Raw genomic sequence first — 15,574 nt, forward strand, 5'->3', positions numbered from 1 at the left:
CTGACCTGCATGGCAACGCTGTTCATTGCCGATCTGCATTTAAGTATTCATGAACCGGCGATTACCGCCGGTTTTCTGCGTTTTTTACGCCATGATGCGATTGATGCCGATGCGCTATACATACTTGGCGACCTGTTCGACGCCTGGATCGGTGACGACGATCCCCAGCCGCTGCATGCGACTGTCGCCGCGGAACTGTATGCCTTACATCAGCGCGGCATTCCCTGCTATTTCGTGCACGGTAACCGTGATTTCCTGATCGGTAAGCGTTTCGCCAAACAAAGCGGAATGACGCTGCTGCCGACGGAAACGGTGCTCGACCTCTACGGTCAGAAGATCCTCATTCTGCATGGCGATACCCTGTGCACTGACGATCAGCATTACCAGCAATTCCGCCGTCGGGTACACAACCCGTTCATTCAGCGACTCTTCCTGCTATTGCCGCTGTCATTACGGATGAAAATTGCGGCGAAGATGCGGGCAACCAGCCAGCATGAAAACCAGAAAAAGTCGCAGCAGATTATGGATGTCAATCACGATGCCGTACTGGAACGCTTGCGGCATTATCAGGTGGAGACGATGATCCACGGCCACACGCATCGCCCAGCCATTCATCAGGTCGATCTCGGCGAATCTTCTGGTCGTCGCGCCGTTCTCGGCGCCTGGCATGAAGAAGGGTCGATGATTAAGGTCACGCCACAAAATATCGAACTGATTTCCTTCCCATTTTAATGCGTTGCCTGACATTGACTTAACGGTCTCTCGCCTTACTCCCCCAGCATTTCCGCATACGCAACCGTTTTCCTCGCCATAATGGCGTGATATGCTCTACGCCCTCAACGCCAGACCCTCCCTGTCTGGCCGACGCGAACGCGTCACGAACACGTACAATTACAGGTACAACTACAGGAGCATTACAGGCATGTCATCCAACGTTGCCCCGGCTAAAATTGCCATCGTCATGGGTTCAAAGAGTGACTGGGCCACCATGCAGTTTGCTGCGGAAATCCTCACCACGCTGAACATTCCTTTTCACACCGAAGTCGTTTCCGCACACCGGACGCCGGATAAGCTGTTCAGCTTTGCTGAGCAAGCGGCACAGAACGGTTTTGATGTGATTATCGCGGGCGCAGGCGGCGCAGCACACCTGCCGGGTATGCTGGCAGCAAAAACGCTGGTTCCCGTGCTTGGCGTGCCGGTACAAAGCTCAACGCTGAGCGGTGTAGACAGCCTGTATTCCATCGTCCAAATGCCTCGCGGTATTCCGGTCGGCACGTTGGCCATTGGCAAAGCGGGCGCAGCGAATGCGGCTCTGCTGGCCGCACAAATTCTCGCCCTGCATGATAATGGCATTGCTACCCGACTGGCAGACTGGCGTCAGGCGCAAACCGATGATGTGCTCTCTCATCCCGATCCGCGGGAGGAGGCATGAAACCGGTCTGCGTATTAGGCAATGGTCAGTTAGGCAGAATGCTGCGTCAGGCTGGCGAGCCGCTTGGTATTGCGGTTTACCCAGTGGGGCTGGATGCAGAGCCGGAGTCGGTTCCGTTTCATAACAGTGTCATTACCGCCGAGATCGAACGCTGGCCAGAAACCGCCCTCACCCGCGAGTTGGCCGAGCACACGGCGTTTGCAAACCGCGATATTTTCCCGCGTCTGGCCGATCGCCTGACGCAAAAGCAACTGCTGGACTCGCTGAATCTGGCAACCGCCCCGTGGCAACTGCTGGCTAGCGCCGATGAATGGCCACACGTCTTCACCTCATTGGGTGAATTAGCGATCGTTAAACGTCGCGTCGGCGGTTACGACGGTCGTGGACAGTGGCGCTTGCGCGATGGCGAACAGCACACGCTGCCCGCTGACTGCTATGGCGAGTGCATCGTTGAGCAGGGCATTAACTTTTCCGGCGAAGTCTCGCTGGTGGGTGCCCGCAATACGCACGGCAAATGTGTGTTCTACCCGCTCACTCATAACCTGCATCAGGACGGCATTCTGCGCACCAGCGTGGCCTTCCCTCAACCCGATCCGCAGTTGCAGCAGCAGGCCGAACAGATGCTGTCCGCAATCATGAATGCGCTGGGTTATGTGGGCGTGATGGCGATGGAATGCTTTATTGTCGGCGATCGCCTGCTTATTAACGAGCTGGCTCCACGCGTACACAATAGCGGACACTGGACGCAAAATGGCGCGTCAATCAGCCAGTTTGAGCTGCATCTGCGCGCCATTCTGGACCTGCCGCTGCCGGTACCGGTTGTCGAAACACCGTCGGTGATGGTCAACCTGATCGGCACTGACGTGAATATCGACTGGCTGGCGCTGCCGCTGGTGCATCTGCACTGGTATGAGAAAGAGGTTCGTCCTGGCCGCAAAGTTGGGCACCTCAATCTACCGTCGTCGGACACCGCACAGTTGCAACGCACGTTGCAATCGCTGGCGCCTCTATTACCAGAGGAATACCACAGCGGTCTGGCGTGGGCAGAAGAAAAACTCTCCGCCTGATAGCTCGGTGACCGTTATCCGGCAGGTGCAATCTGCCGGATAACGATTTATCAGATAACAGTGCATCCGATAACAACGCATCGGCTTACGACACGATGTGATGTGATGCAAAAGCAGGAACCGCACCATCGAGATGTCCCCAAAAGAGAAAAACCATCATTGCGCGTGACATCAGCAAAATTGCGTTTATTATTTCATCTGCCCTTTATTTTATTTATTGTTCATTTTTCATCACTCAGCAATTAAATAAAGTATCAATAACGAGCCGTTAAAAATATTTAAAATAAAGTATCAAGATTGATATTTTAATTTGCGCGGAAATTTATTAAAATATTTCCCGTCAATTCATTTCTGTGATCGCCTCAATATTATTCGCTGACCACCACGATATAGAATGCCGCCACAAAACAGTATTGACCTACTGACATAATTAGCAACATGTCTCGTTTGTTTTTTAAACTCCGTAACGGCAACTTGCCGATACTGTAATTTTTATAATCCACATCATGTGGCAATACTCTTGTAACAGGGTATTAATATGTTCACCGAGGAGAGATCAGTATATGAGCACCATTCAAGATAGCAGCCAGGTGTTAGAACAGGCTTCAGGATGGCGTAAAAGCGACACCGTCTGGATGCTGGGCCTCTATGGCACGGCCATCGGCGCTGGCGTGTTATTCTTACCTATCAATGCCGGTATTGGTGGATTAATTCCGTTAATTATCATGGCGCTGATTGCCTTCCCGATGACATATTATTCTCACCGTGCATTATGCCGTTTTGTATTATCCGGCAAGAAAGGTGGCGAAGATATTACCGAAGTCGTTGAAGAACATTTCGGCGTTGGTGCAGGTAAATTAATCACTTTGCTTTATTTTTTCGCTATCTATCCGATCCTATTAGTTTATAGCGTCGCCATCACCAATACGGTAGATAGCTTTATTACTCACCAATTGCATTTGCCTTCTCCGCCACGTGCCCTGCTGTCATTAATATTGATTCTCGGATTAATGTTTATTGTCCGCTTCGGTGAAGCGATGATCGTTAAGGCAATGAGCATTCTGGTTTACCCGTTTGTTGCCGTGCTGATGTTGCTGGCGCTTTATTTAATTCCGAACTGGAACACCTCTGTTTTTGAAAACATTTCTTTGAGTTCCAGCGTCACGGGCAACGGTCTGTTGGCAACACTATGGCTGGCTATTCCGGTGATGGTTTTCTCCTTCAACCACTCGCCAATCATCTCCTCTTTCGCCGTTGCCAAACGTAAAGAATACGGCGATGACGCAGAGCAAAAATGCTCACGCATTCTGTCATACAGCCACATCATGATGGTGCTGACCGTGATGTTCTTCGTCTTCAGCTGCGTACTGAGCCTTTCTCCAGTTGAGCTGATGGAAGCGAAAACACAGAACATTTCCATTCTGTCCTATCTGGCGAACCACTTTAACAACCCGGTAATCGGCTATCTGGCTCCAGTTATTGCCACCATCGCGATCTCTAAATCGTTCCTGGGTCACTATCTGGGTGCAGGCGAAGGTTTTAACGGCATGATCGTGAAATCCCTGCGCAGCAGAGGCAAAACCATTTCCAACACCAAATTGAACCGCATCACCGCGCTGTTCATGCTGATCACCACCTGGATTGTTGCGACGCTGAACCCAAGCATTCTGGGCATGATCGAAACGTTAGGCGGCCCGATTATCGCGTGCCTGCTGTTCCTGATGCCGATGTACGCCATCCAGAAAGTCCCAGCGATGAAGAAATACAGCGGCCACATCAGCAACGTCTTTGTCACCCTGATGGGACTGATCGCTATTTCCGCCATCGTTTACAGCCTGCGCGATCTGCTGTAAGCCCCCCCACCCTAATTTAACGCCGGCACGTTGTTTAACGACCGGCGTTTTTTTTCAAGGAAATCGCTATGGTCAGCGTATTTGATATCTTCAAAATCGGTATCGGCCCGTCCAGCTCTCATACTGTCGGCCCAATGAAAGCGGGTAAAATGTTCACCGACGATCTGGTGAACCACGCGCTTATCTCATCGGTGACACGCATTGTCGTTGATATTTACGGCTCACTTTCCCTGACAGGGAAAGGGCACCACACCGATATCGCTATCATTATGGGGCTCGCGGGTAATCTGCCGGATAGCGTAAATATCGATAGTATTCCGGCGTTTATTCAACAGGTGAAAGACACTCAGCGCCTGCCGATGCTCAACGGTCAGTATGAGGTCAGCTTCCCGCTGGAATCCTCCCTGCGTTTCCAGCCGGAAAACCTGCCGCTGCATGAAAACGGCATGACCATTCGCGCCTATAACCAGCAAGAATTGGTCTATAGCAAAACGTATTACTCCATCGGGGGCGGATTCGTCGTCGATCAGGAAAACTTCGGCAAACCCAATCTGGCAGAGGAAAGCGCGCCCTACCCGTTCTTTTCTGCCCAGAAGCTGCTGCAACACTGTCACGATCACTGCCTATCTTTATCCGCCATCGTCCTGAAAAACGAGATTGCGATGCATGGTCGGGAAGCGCTTGAGCACTATTTTGCCGACGTATGGAAAACCATGCAGGACTGCATGCATCGCGGCATGAATACGGAAGGCGTGTTGCCCGGCCCATTACGCGTTCCCCGTCGGGCATCAGCGCTGCATCGCCTGCTGTTCATCAACGATCGTTTTTCTAACGACCCGATGGATGCGATGGACTGGGTGAACATGTTCGCGATGGCCGTGTCGGAAGAAAATGCGGCTGGCGGACGCGTCGTCACCGCACCAACTAACGGCGCGTGCGGCATTATTCCCGCCGTGCTGGCCTATTACGATCGCTACGTTCAACCAGTTACCCCGGAATCTTACCTGCGTTACTTCCTGGCATCCGGCGCTATCGGCATGCTCTACAAAATGAACGCCTCTATTTCCGGTGCGGAAGTGGGCTGTCAGGGAGAAGTCGGCGTGGCCTGTTCGATGGCCGCAGCCGGTCTGGCTGAACTACTCGGCGCTAGCCCTGAACAGGTATGCATCGCGGCGGAAATCGGCATGGAGCATAATCTGGGGCTGACATGCGACCCGGTAGCGGGTCAAGTTCAGGTGCCGTGCATTGAACGCAACGCCATTGCCTCTGTGAAGGCGATCAACGCCGCCAGAATGGCAATGCGCCGTACCAGCGAGCCACGCGTATCGCTGGATAAGGTCGTTGAAACCATGTATGAAACAGGCAAAGACATGAACGCCAAGTACCGTGAAACGTCTCGCGGTGGTTTGGCAATTAAAGTCGTGCTGTGCGAGTAGTCATGGCAGGAAATAAACTTGCCTTGTCGCGTTAAATACCAAGTGGCTTAACGCGACAATCAGGGTTCATGCGTAGGGGTTCATACATAAGGGTTAATGCATTTGCATTAACCCTTTATTTTTTATCGCTTTCAGGCAGCGACCAGACAATGTTGTTTTCAGCCGCCGCGATATACCAGTCCACGGTGCTATTCGCCGGTTTCTTGATATTTTCATGCTTGGTGAGCGCTTTGGCAGGAAAGGTCGCAGCTTTCTTTCTGATACGCAGCGGCGTCTGTTTTTTCTCACCGCTGATCTGCGCATGGAAGGATTCCACTTCCGCATCGAAGAGCACGCCTTCAATCTGATGCAGACGATTTAATCCGCGCAGAATGGAGAGCAGGCTGCTGAGCGTAATGGATTCGCCCATTTCCGCACGCTTGATCGTTGCAATTCCCAGCCCCGCCCGTTCGGCAAGATCGACCTGCGATAAACGCTGCTGAATTCTGGAGTCTTTTATTCTCCGGCACAGCTCGGTAATAATTTCACCTTCGTTCATGGTACTGAATTTCATCTTACCCGCCACTTGCCAGAGTCAAAAAATTTGCGCGCATTTTATCATCAATTTTTCAAATGGCACGGACAATTGATGAACGGTATCCATAATTTTTTTAGGTCATTTAAATACGGCGCCCTGATGAAATTTCACCCAAAGCGTCCGGTAATATAATCCTCTGTGCGGCGCTGCGTCGGAGAAGTAAACAGATCGTCCGTACGGTTGTACTCGATCAGTTTTCCCTGATTGATAAACGCGGTGTAATCAGACACGCGCGCGGCCTGCTGCATGTTGTGCGTCACCAGCACCAGCGTGAAATGCTGCTTTAGCGTTCCCATCAGTTCCTCGACAACCAGCGTCGAAATCGGATCGAGTGCGGAGGTCGGTTCGTCCAGCAACAATACTTCCGGTTCAATGGCGATAGCCCGGGCGATCACCAAACGCTGCTGCTGCCCGCTGGATAGCGTCAGCGCGTTGTCGCTCAACCGATCCTTTACCTCATGCCAAAGCGCCGCCGCACGTAGCGCCCGCTCAACGGCATCATCCAGAAAGCGGCGATCGCGTAGCCCCTGCAATCTCAGGCCATAAATCACGTTTTCATAAATCGACTTGGGAAACGGGTTCGGTCGTTGAAAAACCATACCAACCCGACGGCGCAACGTGGCAACATCCAACTGCGGGTCGTTAATAGGCATACCGTTCAGCCGGATATCGCCCTCGGTGCGGCAGTCATCCACCAGATCGTTCATGCGATTAAAGCAGCGTAACAGCGTGGATTTACCGCAGCCCGACGGGCCAATCAGCGCCGTCACCTGATTCTTCGGAATCCGAATCGAAATATCGTTCAGTGCCTGCTTGTCGCCATAGTAAAGATTCAGATGTTCCACGGTTAACGTCGTCTGCTCATCACTCAGTTGATGAACATCAGGCAGCGGTGCCATCTCCTTTTGTGTCATAAATCCCATAACTTCATCCTACTTTCAGAGTGATAACGAACGGTATTTCTCACGCAGAACATGGCGAATCCCAATCGCTGCAAGGTTCAACCCAACGACGATCAACACCAGCAGCAGTGCGGTGATGTACACCAGCGGCCTTGCCGCTTCCACGTCCGGGCTTTGGAACGCCAGATCGTAGATTTGGAATCCCAGATGCATAAATTTTCGCTCAAGATGCAAATAAGGGAAAATGTCATCAACCGGTAAAACCGGCACCGACTTCACCACGCCGACCAACATCAGCGGCGCGGTTTCCCCTGCGGCACGCGCCACGGCGAGGATCAAGCCCGTCATCATCGCGGGAACCGCCATCGGCAGCACGACGTGCCACAGCGTTTCGGCTTTGGTAGCCCCCAGCGCCAGTGAACCGTGGCGCACAGACATCGGAATGCGCGACAGCCCTTCCTCCGTCGCCACAATCACCACCGGCAGCGTCAGCAGTGCCAGCGTCAGCGACGCCCACAGCAGCCCCGGCGTACCAAACGTCGGATTCGGCAGCGCTTCGGAATAGAACAGCTGATCCAACGTGCCACCGATGAGATAAACAAAAAAACCTAACCCGAACACGCCGTAAACAATGGAAGGCACCCCAGCCAGATTGACTACGGCAATTCGCACCCAGCGCGTTAAGCTATTTTTCCCCGCGTACTCATGCAGATAAACCGCGGCGATCACCCCCAACGGCATCACCACAATGGACATCAACACCACCATCAGCACGGTGCCAAAAATGGCGGGGAAAAGGTGGCCCGCGCTGTTGCTGTCCGGCGAGTAGTGCACCAGCATGTATTTCGCCTGAGCGCCCCAATGGCTGGCTTTTTCCCACAGGCTCATCGCGTTAGGGTACCAGGCCTGTTCGATATCCCTGAGCGGAATAAGATGGACGCTGCCGTTCGCGTCCCGTAATTGCACGGTATCGCGATTAATGTCCAGATTGAGTGAGGTTAGCTGGCGCGACAGCTCATCAAAGCGACGTTGCAGTTCAATACGTTCAGCCTGAAGACGCGCCAGCGCTTGATTATCCAGCGTCTTGGCCTGCTGCCGCTTTTTCTCTTCCAGCCGCAGCGTCTCAAACTGCTGGTTGATCTTCGCCATCTCTCCCATACGAATGGCCTGCGTCTTCGCAAGCAATCCCTGCACCTGCTCGACACGATGCTGTAAGGTGGCGGGGAGATCCGTTGCCACCAGCGGCTGCTCGCCCTCCAGCATGCCAGCCAGATAACCATAGGCAGTGCCATTGTTCGTCCGCTTCAACACCAGAATGTCGGCGGGTTTATCAAAGCGGACAATGTCGCGCGACAGCAGCGTGCGAAAGCTCTGCCCATGAATTTCACGCTGGCCAATTTTGATCAAATAGCGTGTTTCATCATCCTCAGACGAAGAGGACAAACCAGCCTGTTCCAGTTGCTGGCGCGAAAGCGTCTGCTCGGCATAAATTTCCCCTATCAGTGCACGCTGCGCACCCTGTTCAGACTGCAACGTCAGCAGCCAGACGGGCTGCGGCCACAGATAGCGCATGCCCTGCCCGGCCAGCAACACAATGATTGCCAACATCGCCAGCAGGCTAATGGAAATTGACGATGCGGTCAGCCACACCCAGGGCCTTCCCGAACGGAACCAGCGCTTCACGCGTTCTCTCCTTCATCACGGTAGCGTTGGCGTAAGCGCTGCCGGATAGTTTCAGCCAGCGTATTAACAATGAACGTGAAAACAAACAGCGTTAATGCCGTTAAGAACAGCACCCGATAGTGACCGCTGTTCGTCACCGCTTCCGGCATTTCAATCGCGATATTCGCCGCCAGCGAACGCAGCCCCTGAAGCAAACCTTCATCCATAATCGGCGTATTGCCCGTCGCCATGAGCACAATCATGGTTTCCCCCACGGCGCGACCAAAACTCAGCATCAGCGCGGCGAAAATCCCGGCGCTGGCGGACGGCAATACGACGCGCCACAGGGTTTGCCACGCCGTCGCCCCCAGCGCCAACGATCCCTGACTTAAGCGAGCCGGTACGCTGAACAGCGCATCTTCCGCTAGCGAAAAAATCAGCGGGATCAGCGCGAAGCCGAGAGCAACACCCGCCACCAGCGTATTACGTTGCACAAAATCATCGCCTAACCACTGGTACAGCGGCTGCCCCAGCACCCAGATTTCCATTCGCGGCGCAAGCCAGCAGCCGAGCACAAATGTCAGCAAGATCGTGGGGATGAGGAATAGCACGTCCCAGCCCGCAGGGAAACGGACGCGCCAGCGCATCGGCAGGCACTCAATCAGCCAGCCGCAGCCGAGCACGGCCAGCATCCATAGAATCGGCATGACCAGAATCGCGGACAGATAGGTCGCAAAATGCGGGGCCAGCCAGATAGCCGCAATCAGGCCGACGACCACCGTCGGCAGGGCGCCCATGATTTCCAGCGTAGGTTTAATCCAGCGTCGCAGCGTCGGCGACATAAAGCAGGCGGTATAAATCGCGGCAGACAGCGCCAACGGCGTAGCAAATAGCATGGCGTAAATCGCCGCTTTCATCGTGCCCAACATCAGCGGCATCATGCTGAATTTGGCTTGATAGCTGTCATCCGCTGACGTAGATTGCCAGATATAGGCAGGCTCTGGGTAGTTTTCGTACCACAGTTTTTGCCACAGCCCGCGCCAGCCAATATCGGGATACGGGTTATCAACCCGATAGCGATGCCAACCCTGCGCCGTTTCAACCAGCATGGCAGAACCGCGTGGCGAAAACGCCAGCTTTTGTGCATGTGCCAGTAGCGTCTGCGTCAGTAGCGCATGCGACTGTTTACTGGCAAACAGCGACAGCTCTCCCTGTGCATTCAATGTGGCAAAGACTCGTCGCTGCGCCTCTGTTGCCAACAACACCGACTCGCCCACAACGTGCGGAAACTGACGCGTCTCTGTCAGCATCGCGCCCTTTTCGCCCGGAACGTCAAACCATTGGCTAATCCGCCCGTCAGCAGACTGCACCAACAGCGATCGTCCACCGGACAACAGCGCCAGATGCAGCGGTTCAGCCAGCTGTAACTGGCGCTCTTCCCGCAGCGTCAGCGCATTCGCGCCCACCTGCCACAACGTTAATGTGCTGCCGCTGAGCAAATACACCTGCTGCCCGTCTGGCGTTAGCAGCAGTTGGCTAATCGTACCCGCCGGAAGCGTAATCTGTGCCCGTTGCCGCACGCCATTTTTATCAATATCAGCGATAATCAAGGTATTTTCCTGCACAATCGCCGCCACAACAACATGCTTTTCACTCACCGCAGCCACAGCGAGATGACGCAGCGGCTGCGCAGGTAACCCAAGCGAATATGCCTGCTCACCCAGCGGATAATCCCAGACAGGAGAACGGTTTTCCGTACGTGATAAAACAGGCTGCACGAAAATTATACGGCCATCAGGCTGACTCAGGGCATAAACCTGTCGCTCACCCTGACTCTGCGCCAATAAACTCAGCGCGGGAATCAGTTGAATACGCGACATAGGCTGGTTTTCCGCAAACGGAATAAACTCGCCATAGCCCTGACTGTCGATGCGAAACCCGATTTGCCCGTTGTCGCTAAGCCCCAACGCCAACGACGGCTCCGCACTGTGGCGTTGCACCGTTTTTTGCCCGTTAACGGTGGGGGAAAGGAACAGTGGCGTCACCACATACAGTAGATAGAAGAAGATTAATAACAGCATAGCCAGCACCAGCAGCCCACTGCCCGCAACAATGCGGTGAACCAAACGATCGATCCACGCTCGCCGACGATCCCGATACTGTGATGTGTTGCCTGTGTTTACCATTATTCTCGCCGTTAGAGTGAAGCCGCCAGAGTCGTGTTGCTAACGTATTGCGGGTAGCATATGTTGCCTTTACGCCCATAATATGACAATGGTAAGTCTGTCTATGAATTAGATTTTATACCCTAAATAGTTCCAGCCGTATGAAGGCGGCAACCGAGGGAGTCCTCAGGAGCTTACTTTAGTAAGTGACTGGGGTGAGTAAGGGTAGCCAACGTACAGACAGCTCGAAATATGACGGGTATCGTCATCAACACGCCATAATGTTGTTGTACCCTATCCCCACAGAGGAAGGGTATGAATATTGGATGAACCTTCAGTACATGAGTTGAGCGGAGTGACAATGGGTCAGGACAAACTCTACATAGAGAAAGAATTAAGTTGGTTATCCTTTAATGAACGAGTACTTCAGGAAGCAGCAGATAAAAGCAATCCGTTAATCGAACGCATGCGCTTTCTTGGCATTTACTCCAGCAACCTTGATGAATTTTATAAAGTCCGTTTTGCCGATTTGAAAAGACGCATTCTGATTAACGAAGAACAAGGTCTGGACGGCAATCTGCGGCACCTTTTAGGCAAAATTCAGGCGCGTGTTCTCAAAACCGATCAAATCTTCGATAGCCTGTACAACGAGCTGCTGCTGGAGATGGCGCGTAACCAGATTTTTTTGGTCAATGAGCGTCAGGTTTCCCCTAATCAGCAAGAGTGGCTGAGGGACTACTTCCGGCAATATCTGCGCCCGCATATCACGCCAATACTCATCTTTAACGAAACCAATCTGGTGGAGTTCCTGAAGGATAACTATACCTATCTTGCCGTCGAAATTATTCGTGGCGATGAGATCAGTTACGCCCTGCTGGAAATTCCTTCGGATAAAATACCGCGCTTCGTCAACCTGCCAGCAGAAGCGCCGCGCCGTCGTAAGACCATGATCCTCATCGATAACATTCTGCGTTATTGTCTGGATGATATCTTCAAGGGCTTCTTTGACTATGATGCGCTGAACGCGTACTCCATGAAGATGACGCGCGATGCGGAATACGATCTGGTGACGGAAATGGAATCCAGCCTGCTGGAATTGATGTCTTCCAGCCTGAAGCAGCGCTTAACCGCCGAGCCGGTGAGATTCGTGTATCAGCGCGACATGCCGGACGCCATGGTCGCGATGCTACAAGAGAAACTGGGGATCTCTTCCTTTGACTCCGTTATCCCCGGCGGGCGTTATCATAATTTCAAAGACTTTATTTCTTTCCCGAACGTCGGGCGCGCCAATCTGGTCAACAAACCCTTGCCCCGCCTGCGGCACTCCGGGTTCAACAATTTTCGCAATGGGTTTGATGCGATCCGTGAGCGCGACGTTCTGCTCTATTACCCGTACCACACCTTCGAGCACGTATTGGAACTGCTACGACAAGCCTCTTTCGACCCCAACGTGCTGTCGATCAAAATCAATATTTACCGCGTCGCTAAAGACTCGCGCATCATTACCTCGATGATCCATGCGGCGCACAACGGTAAGAAAGTAACGGTAGTGGTCGAGTTACAGGCACGTTTTGACGAAGAGGCGAACATCCACTGGGCCAAGCGCCTAACGGAAGCGGGCGTACACGTCATTTTCTCGGTGCCAGGGCTGAAGATTCACGCCAAGCTGTTCCTGATTTCCCGCCGCGAAGGGGAAAACATCGTGCGTTACGCGCACATCGGCACCGGTAACTTCAACGAGAAAACCGCCCGTCTGTATACGGATTACTCGCTGTTAACCGCCGACGAACGCATTACCAACGAAGTCCGTCGCGTCTTCAACTTCATTGAAAACCCCTACCGCCCGGTCAGCTTCGAGCACCTGCTGGTGTCACCACAAAACTCCCGCGATAAGCTTTACCAACTGATCGATACCGAGATCGAAAATGCGCTGGCGAATCGTGATGCAGGCATTACGCTTAAGGTAAATAATCTGGTGGATAAAGGGCTGGCAGAAAAGCTGTATCAGGCTTCCTCTGCAGGCGTGAAAATCAATCTACTGGTACGTGGCATGTGTTCGCTTATCCCTAATTTACCGGGGATCAGCGAAAATATTCAGGTCATCAGTATTCTTGACCGCTATCTGGAACATGATCGGGTGTATGTCTTCAACAACGGTGGGGACAAGAAAGTCTACCTCTCTTCCGCCGACTGGATGACACGCAACATTGATTATCGCATTGAAGTCGCAGTGGAAATCCTGGATCCCATTTTGAAAAACCGCGTGCTGGAAACGCTGGATATTCTGTTCAGTGATACGGTGAAAGCCCGTGTCATTGATAAAGAGTCGAGCAACCGCTATGTCTCACGCGGCAACAAGCGTAAAGTACGCGCGCAAAATGCCATTTACGACTACATCAAGGCGTTGGAGCAACCTGGAGATAAGCCTGAATAATGCCGTTAACGAACAATGAAAAAACCGAGATAAAGCCGCAAGAGTTCGCGGCTATCGACCTGGGCTCCAATAGTTTTCACATGGTGATCGCACGCGTGGTAAACGGTGCGCTTCAGGTATTGGGACGTTTAAAACAGCGAGTGCATCTGGCCGACGGGCTGGACAGCAAAAACATGCTCAGCGAAGAAGCCATTCAGCGCGGCTTGAGCTGTCTGGCGCTGTTTGCTGAACGTCTGCAAGGCTTCCCCGCAATGAACGTTTCCATCGTCGGCACGCACGCGCTGCGTCAGGCGGCCAACGCGCAGGAGTTTCTGCGCCGCGCGGCGGACATCATTCCCTATCCGATAGAGATCATTTCCGGCCATGAAGAGGCTCGCCTGATTTTTATGGGCGTGGAGCATACGCAGCCGGAAAAAGGCCGCAAGCTGGTCATCGATATCGGCGGCGGTTCTACAGAGCTGGTCATCGGTGAAGATTTCGAGCCGATGCTGGTGGAAAGCCGTCGAATGGGGTGCGTCAGCTTCGCACAGCAATTTTTCCCAAACGGTGAAATCAGCGAAGCCAACTTCAAGCGCGCCCGGCTGGCCGCAGCGCAAAAGCTGGAGACGCTGTCCTGGGAATACCGCATATACGGCTGGAAATTCGCCCTCGGAGCGTCTGGAACGATCAAAGCCACGCATGAAATTCTGGTGGAGATGGGAGAGAAGGACGGCCTGATTACCCCCGAGCGGCTGGAAATGCTACGCATGCAGATCTTGCAGTTTAAGCACTTCAAAGCGCTGAGTCTGCCGGGTCTGTCCGAGGATCGTCAGTCGGTGCTGGTGCCCGGTCTGGCTATTCTGTGTGGTATTTTCGATGCATTGGCGATCAAAGAGTTACGCCTGTCCGATGGCGCGCTGCGTGAAGGCGTGCTGTACGAAATGGAAGGTCGATTCCGCCATCAGGATATTCGTATCCGTACCGCGCAGAGCCTGGCAACCCATTACAATATCGACCGCGAGCAGGCGCGACGCGTGCGGGAAACCACGCAGCAACTTTATGCGCAATGGGCAGAGCAAAATCCTAGTCTGGTGCATCCACAGCTTGAGGCTATTTTGAACTGGGCTTCCATGCTGCATGAGGTTGGATTGGGCATTAACCATAGCGGCATGCATCGCCATTCCGCCTACATTCTGCAAAACACCAACCTGCCCGGTTTCAATCAGGAACAGCAGCTTGTGCTGTCCCTGATCGTGCGATTGCACCGTAAAGCGATCAAGCTGGAAGAGTTGCCGCGGTTGAACCTGTTCAAAAAGAAACAGTATTTACCCATGATGCAGCTTTTGCGCCTTGCCACGCTGTTGAATAACCAGCGTCAGGCAACGACAACGCCGGAATCGTTACGGCTGCATACCGATGACAACTACTGGACGCTGACCTTCCCACGTGACTTCTTTACCAACAACACGCTGGTACAGCTGGATTTGGAACGGGAACAAGAATATTGGCAGGACGTCACCGGCTGGAAGCTGATGATTGAGGAAGAAAAAGCCTGATTGATGAAAACGTTATGTGGAAAACCGAGCCTACATCGAACAGTAAATTGGCGAAAAATCGAGCAACCAGACTGGCCGGTGAAGTCCAGTTAACGTAAAGTTTACAGAGATGGGGCCGATACCCAAATGATGGCTGGCGAGAATTTTCGCCAACATCATGCAACCTCGGCGGAAAGGCGCGCTTCCTTTCCCTACCGGATATCAATCCAACTCAGTGTTAAGGAGAGTGAAATGGATGTATCACAGATTGCATCACTCGCTACCGACCTCAGCAACATGCGTACCAGCAGTGAGGCCAGTGCGCTTGTGCTGAAAAAAGCGCTCGATAGCCAAGAAGCTGTCGTCTCCGGTATTTTGCAGGCATTACCACCTCTGCCAGCAAATCCAGCGATTGGGCGTAACGTCAATACCACGGCGTAATCCCTTGCACCACACAACCCGCTTATTCGTTTTTGTTTGAGCGGGTTTTTTGGTGGTTCTCCCTATCCCTTATTCCCCCCTTCACGCTTCC

At 53.0% G+C, this 15,574-nt stretch carries 12 protein-coding genes; 8 read left to right on the forward strand and 4 right to left on the reverse strand.

Features of this window, described 5'->3' with window-relative positions; all coding sequences use genetic code 11:
- Nucleotides 1-9 precede the first annotated feature (9 nt).
- The 5 genes from lpxH (at nucleotide 10) to QWJ20_RS16185 (ending at nucleotide 5,788) form a co-directional block, all read left to right on the forward strand.
- Nucleotides 10-732, forward strand: a complete 723-nt coding sequence (lpxH, locus tag QWJ20_RS16165) for a UDP-2,3-diacylglucosamine diphosphatase (protein WP_109411494.1) — start codon at nucleotides 10-12, stop codon at nucleotides 730-732.
- A 190-nt stretch (nucleotides 733-922) separates the two neighbouring features.
- Nucleotides 923-1,432 carry a 5-(carboxyamino)imidazole ribonucleotide mutase gene (purE, locus tag QWJ20_RS16170; RefSeq protein WP_014916138.1) on the forward strand — a complete coding sequence of 170 codons (510 nt, stop codon included), beginning with the start codon at nucleotides 923-925 and terminating at the stop codon, nucleotides 1,430-1,432.
- Nucleotides 1,429-2,499 (forward strand): 5-(carboxyamino)imidazole ribonucleotide synthase, encoded by a 1,071-nt coding sequence (purK, locus tag QWJ20_RS16175; protein ID WP_433993010.1) that lies wholly within the window; start codon nucleotides 1,429-1,431, stop codon nucleotides 2,497-2,499. Before purE ends, purK begins: the two co-directional genes overlap by 4 nt.
- Nucleotides 2,500-3,062: 563 nt before the next feature.
- Nucleotides 3,063-4,352 (forward strand): HAAAP family serine/threonine permease, encoded by a 1,290-nt coding sequence (locus QWJ20_RS16180; protein WP_095700166.1) that lies wholly within the window; start codon nucleotides 3,063-3,065, stop codon nucleotides 4,350-4,352.
- Between the two features lie 68 nt (nucleotides 4,353-4,420).
- On the forward strand, nucleotides 4,421-5,788 hold the full coding sequence (locus tag QWJ20_RS16185) for an L-serine ammonia-lyase (RefSeq protein WP_095700168.1): 1,368 nt from the start codon (nucleotides 4,421-4,423) through the stop codon (nucleotides 5,786-5,788).
- Between the two features lie 115 nt (nucleotides 5,789-5,903).
- Here the strand turns inward: QWJ20_RS16185 and QWJ20_RS16190 are convergent, their stop codons facing one another.
- The 4 genes from QWJ20_RS16190 to QWJ20_RS16205 form a co-directional block, all read right to left on the reverse strand.
- The gene (locus QWJ20_RS16190; RefSeq protein WP_010280336.1) at nucleotides 5,904-6,341 is read right to left on the reverse strand and encodes a helix-turn-helix domain-containing protein; all 438 of its coding nucleotides are present in this window, start codon (nucleotides 6,339-6,341) and stop codon (nucleotides 5,904-5,906) included.
- A gap of 131 nt (nucleotides 6,342-6,472) precedes the next feature.
- Nucleotides 6,473-7,288 carry a phosphate ABC transporter ATP-binding protein PstB gene (pstB, locus tag QWJ20_RS16195; RefSeq protein ID WP_039486418.1) on the reverse strand — a complete coding sequence of 272 codons (816 nt, stop codon included), beginning with the start codon at nucleotides 7,286-7,288 and terminating at the stop codon, nucleotides 6,473-6,475.
- A gap of 15 nt (nucleotides 7,289-7,303) precedes the next feature.
- Entirely contained in the window at nucleotides 7,304-8,950 is a 1,647-nt protein-coding gene (gene pstA, locus QWJ20_RS16200) for a phosphate ABC transporter permease PstA (protein WP_433993011.1), read from the reverse strand.
- Nucleotides 8,947-11,115 carry an ABC transporter permease subunit gene (locus QWJ20_RS16205; RefSeq protein ID WP_433993012.1) on the reverse strand — a complete coding sequence of 723 codons (2,169 nt, stop codon included), beginning with the start codon at nucleotides 11,113-11,115 and terminating at the stop codon, nucleotides 8,947-8,949. The genes pstA and QWJ20_RS16205 overlap by 4 nt, the downstream gene beginning before the upstream one ends.
- 340 nt (nucleotides 11,116-11,455) lie before the next feature.
- Here QWJ20_RS16205 and ppk1 point away from each other — a divergent pair, with 340 nt between their 5' ends.
- The 3 genes from ppk1 to QWJ20_RS16220 all read left to right on the forward strand — a co-directional run bounded on the left by ppk1 (nucleotide 11,456) and on the right by QWJ20_RS16220 (nucleotide 15,483).
- Nucleotides 11,456-13,528 carry a polyphosphate kinase 1 gene (ppk1, locus tag QWJ20_RS16210; protein WP_109411499.1) on the forward strand — a complete coding sequence of 691 codons (2,073 nt, stop codon included), beginning with the start codon at nucleotides 11,456-11,458 and terminating at the stop codon, nucleotides 13,526-13,528.
- On the forward strand, nucleotides 13,528-15,063 hold the full coding sequence (ppx, locus tag QWJ20_RS16215; protein WP_109411500.1) for an exopolyphosphatase: 1,536 nt from the start codon (nucleotides 13,528-13,530) through the stop codon (nucleotides 15,061-15,063). Before ppk1 ends, ppx begins: the two co-directional genes overlap by 1 nt.
- A 231-nt stretch (nucleotides 15,064-15,294) precedes the next feature.
- The gene (locus QWJ20_RS16220) at nucleotides 15,295-15,483 is read left to right on the forward strand and encodes a YjfB family protein (protein WP_039486430.1); all 189 of its coding nucleotides are present in this window, start codon (nucleotides 15,295-15,297) and stop codon (nucleotides 15,481-15,483) included.
- Nucleotides 15,484-15,574 lie beyond the last annotated feature (91 nt).

The organism is Pectobacterium sp. S5 (assembly GCF_051707265.1).
Lineage (GTDB): Bacteria > Pseudomonadota > Gammaproteobacteria > Enterobacterales > Enterobacteriaceae > Pectobacterium > Pectobacterium polare.

Excerpts from the sequence above, each read along its gene's own strand:
- lpxH (WP_109411494.1), top strand. The coding sequence starts at position 10 with ATGGCAACGCTGTTCATTGCCGATCTGCATTTAAGTATTCATGAACCG.
- purE (WP_014916138.1), top strand. The coding sequence starts at position 923 with ATGTCATCCAACGTTGCCCCGGCTAAAATTGCCATCGTCATGGGTTCA.
- purK (WP_433993010.1), top strand. The coding sequence starts at position 1,429 with ATGAAACCGGTCTGCGTATTAGGCAATGGTCAGTTAGGCAGAATGCTG.
- QWJ20_RS16180 (WP_095700166.1), top strand. The coding sequence starts at position 3,063 with ATGAGCACCATTCAAGATAGCAGCCAGGTGTTAGAACAGGCTTCAGGA.
- QWJ20_RS16185 (WP_095700168.1), top strand. The coding sequence starts at position 4,421 with ATGGTCAGCGTATTTGATATCTTCAAAATCGGTATCGGCCCGTCCAGC.
- QWJ20_RS16190 (WP_010280336.1), bottom strand. The coding sequence starts at position 6,341 with ATGAAATTCAGTACCATGAACGAAGGTGAAATTATTACCGAGCTGTGC.
- pstB (WP_039486418.1), bottom strand. The coding sequence starts at position 7,288 with ATGGGATTTATGACACAAAAGGAGATGGCACCGCTGCCTGATGTTCAT.
- QWJ20_RS16205 (WP_433993012.1), bottom strand. The coding sequence starts at position 11,115 with ATGGTAAACACAGGCAACACATCACAGTATCGGGATCGTCGGCGAGCG.
- ppk1 (WP_109411499.1), top strand. The coding sequence starts at position 11,456 with ATGGGTCAGGACAAACTCTACATAGAGAAAGAATTAAGTTGGTTATCC.
- ppx (WP_109411500.1), top strand. The coding sequence starts at position 13,528 with ATGCCGTTAACGAACAATGAAAAAACCGAGATAAAGCCGCAAGAGTTC.
- QWJ20_RS16220 (WP_039486430.1), top strand. The coding sequence starts at position 15,295 with ATGGATGTATCACAGATTGCATCACTCGCTACCGACCTCAGCAACATG.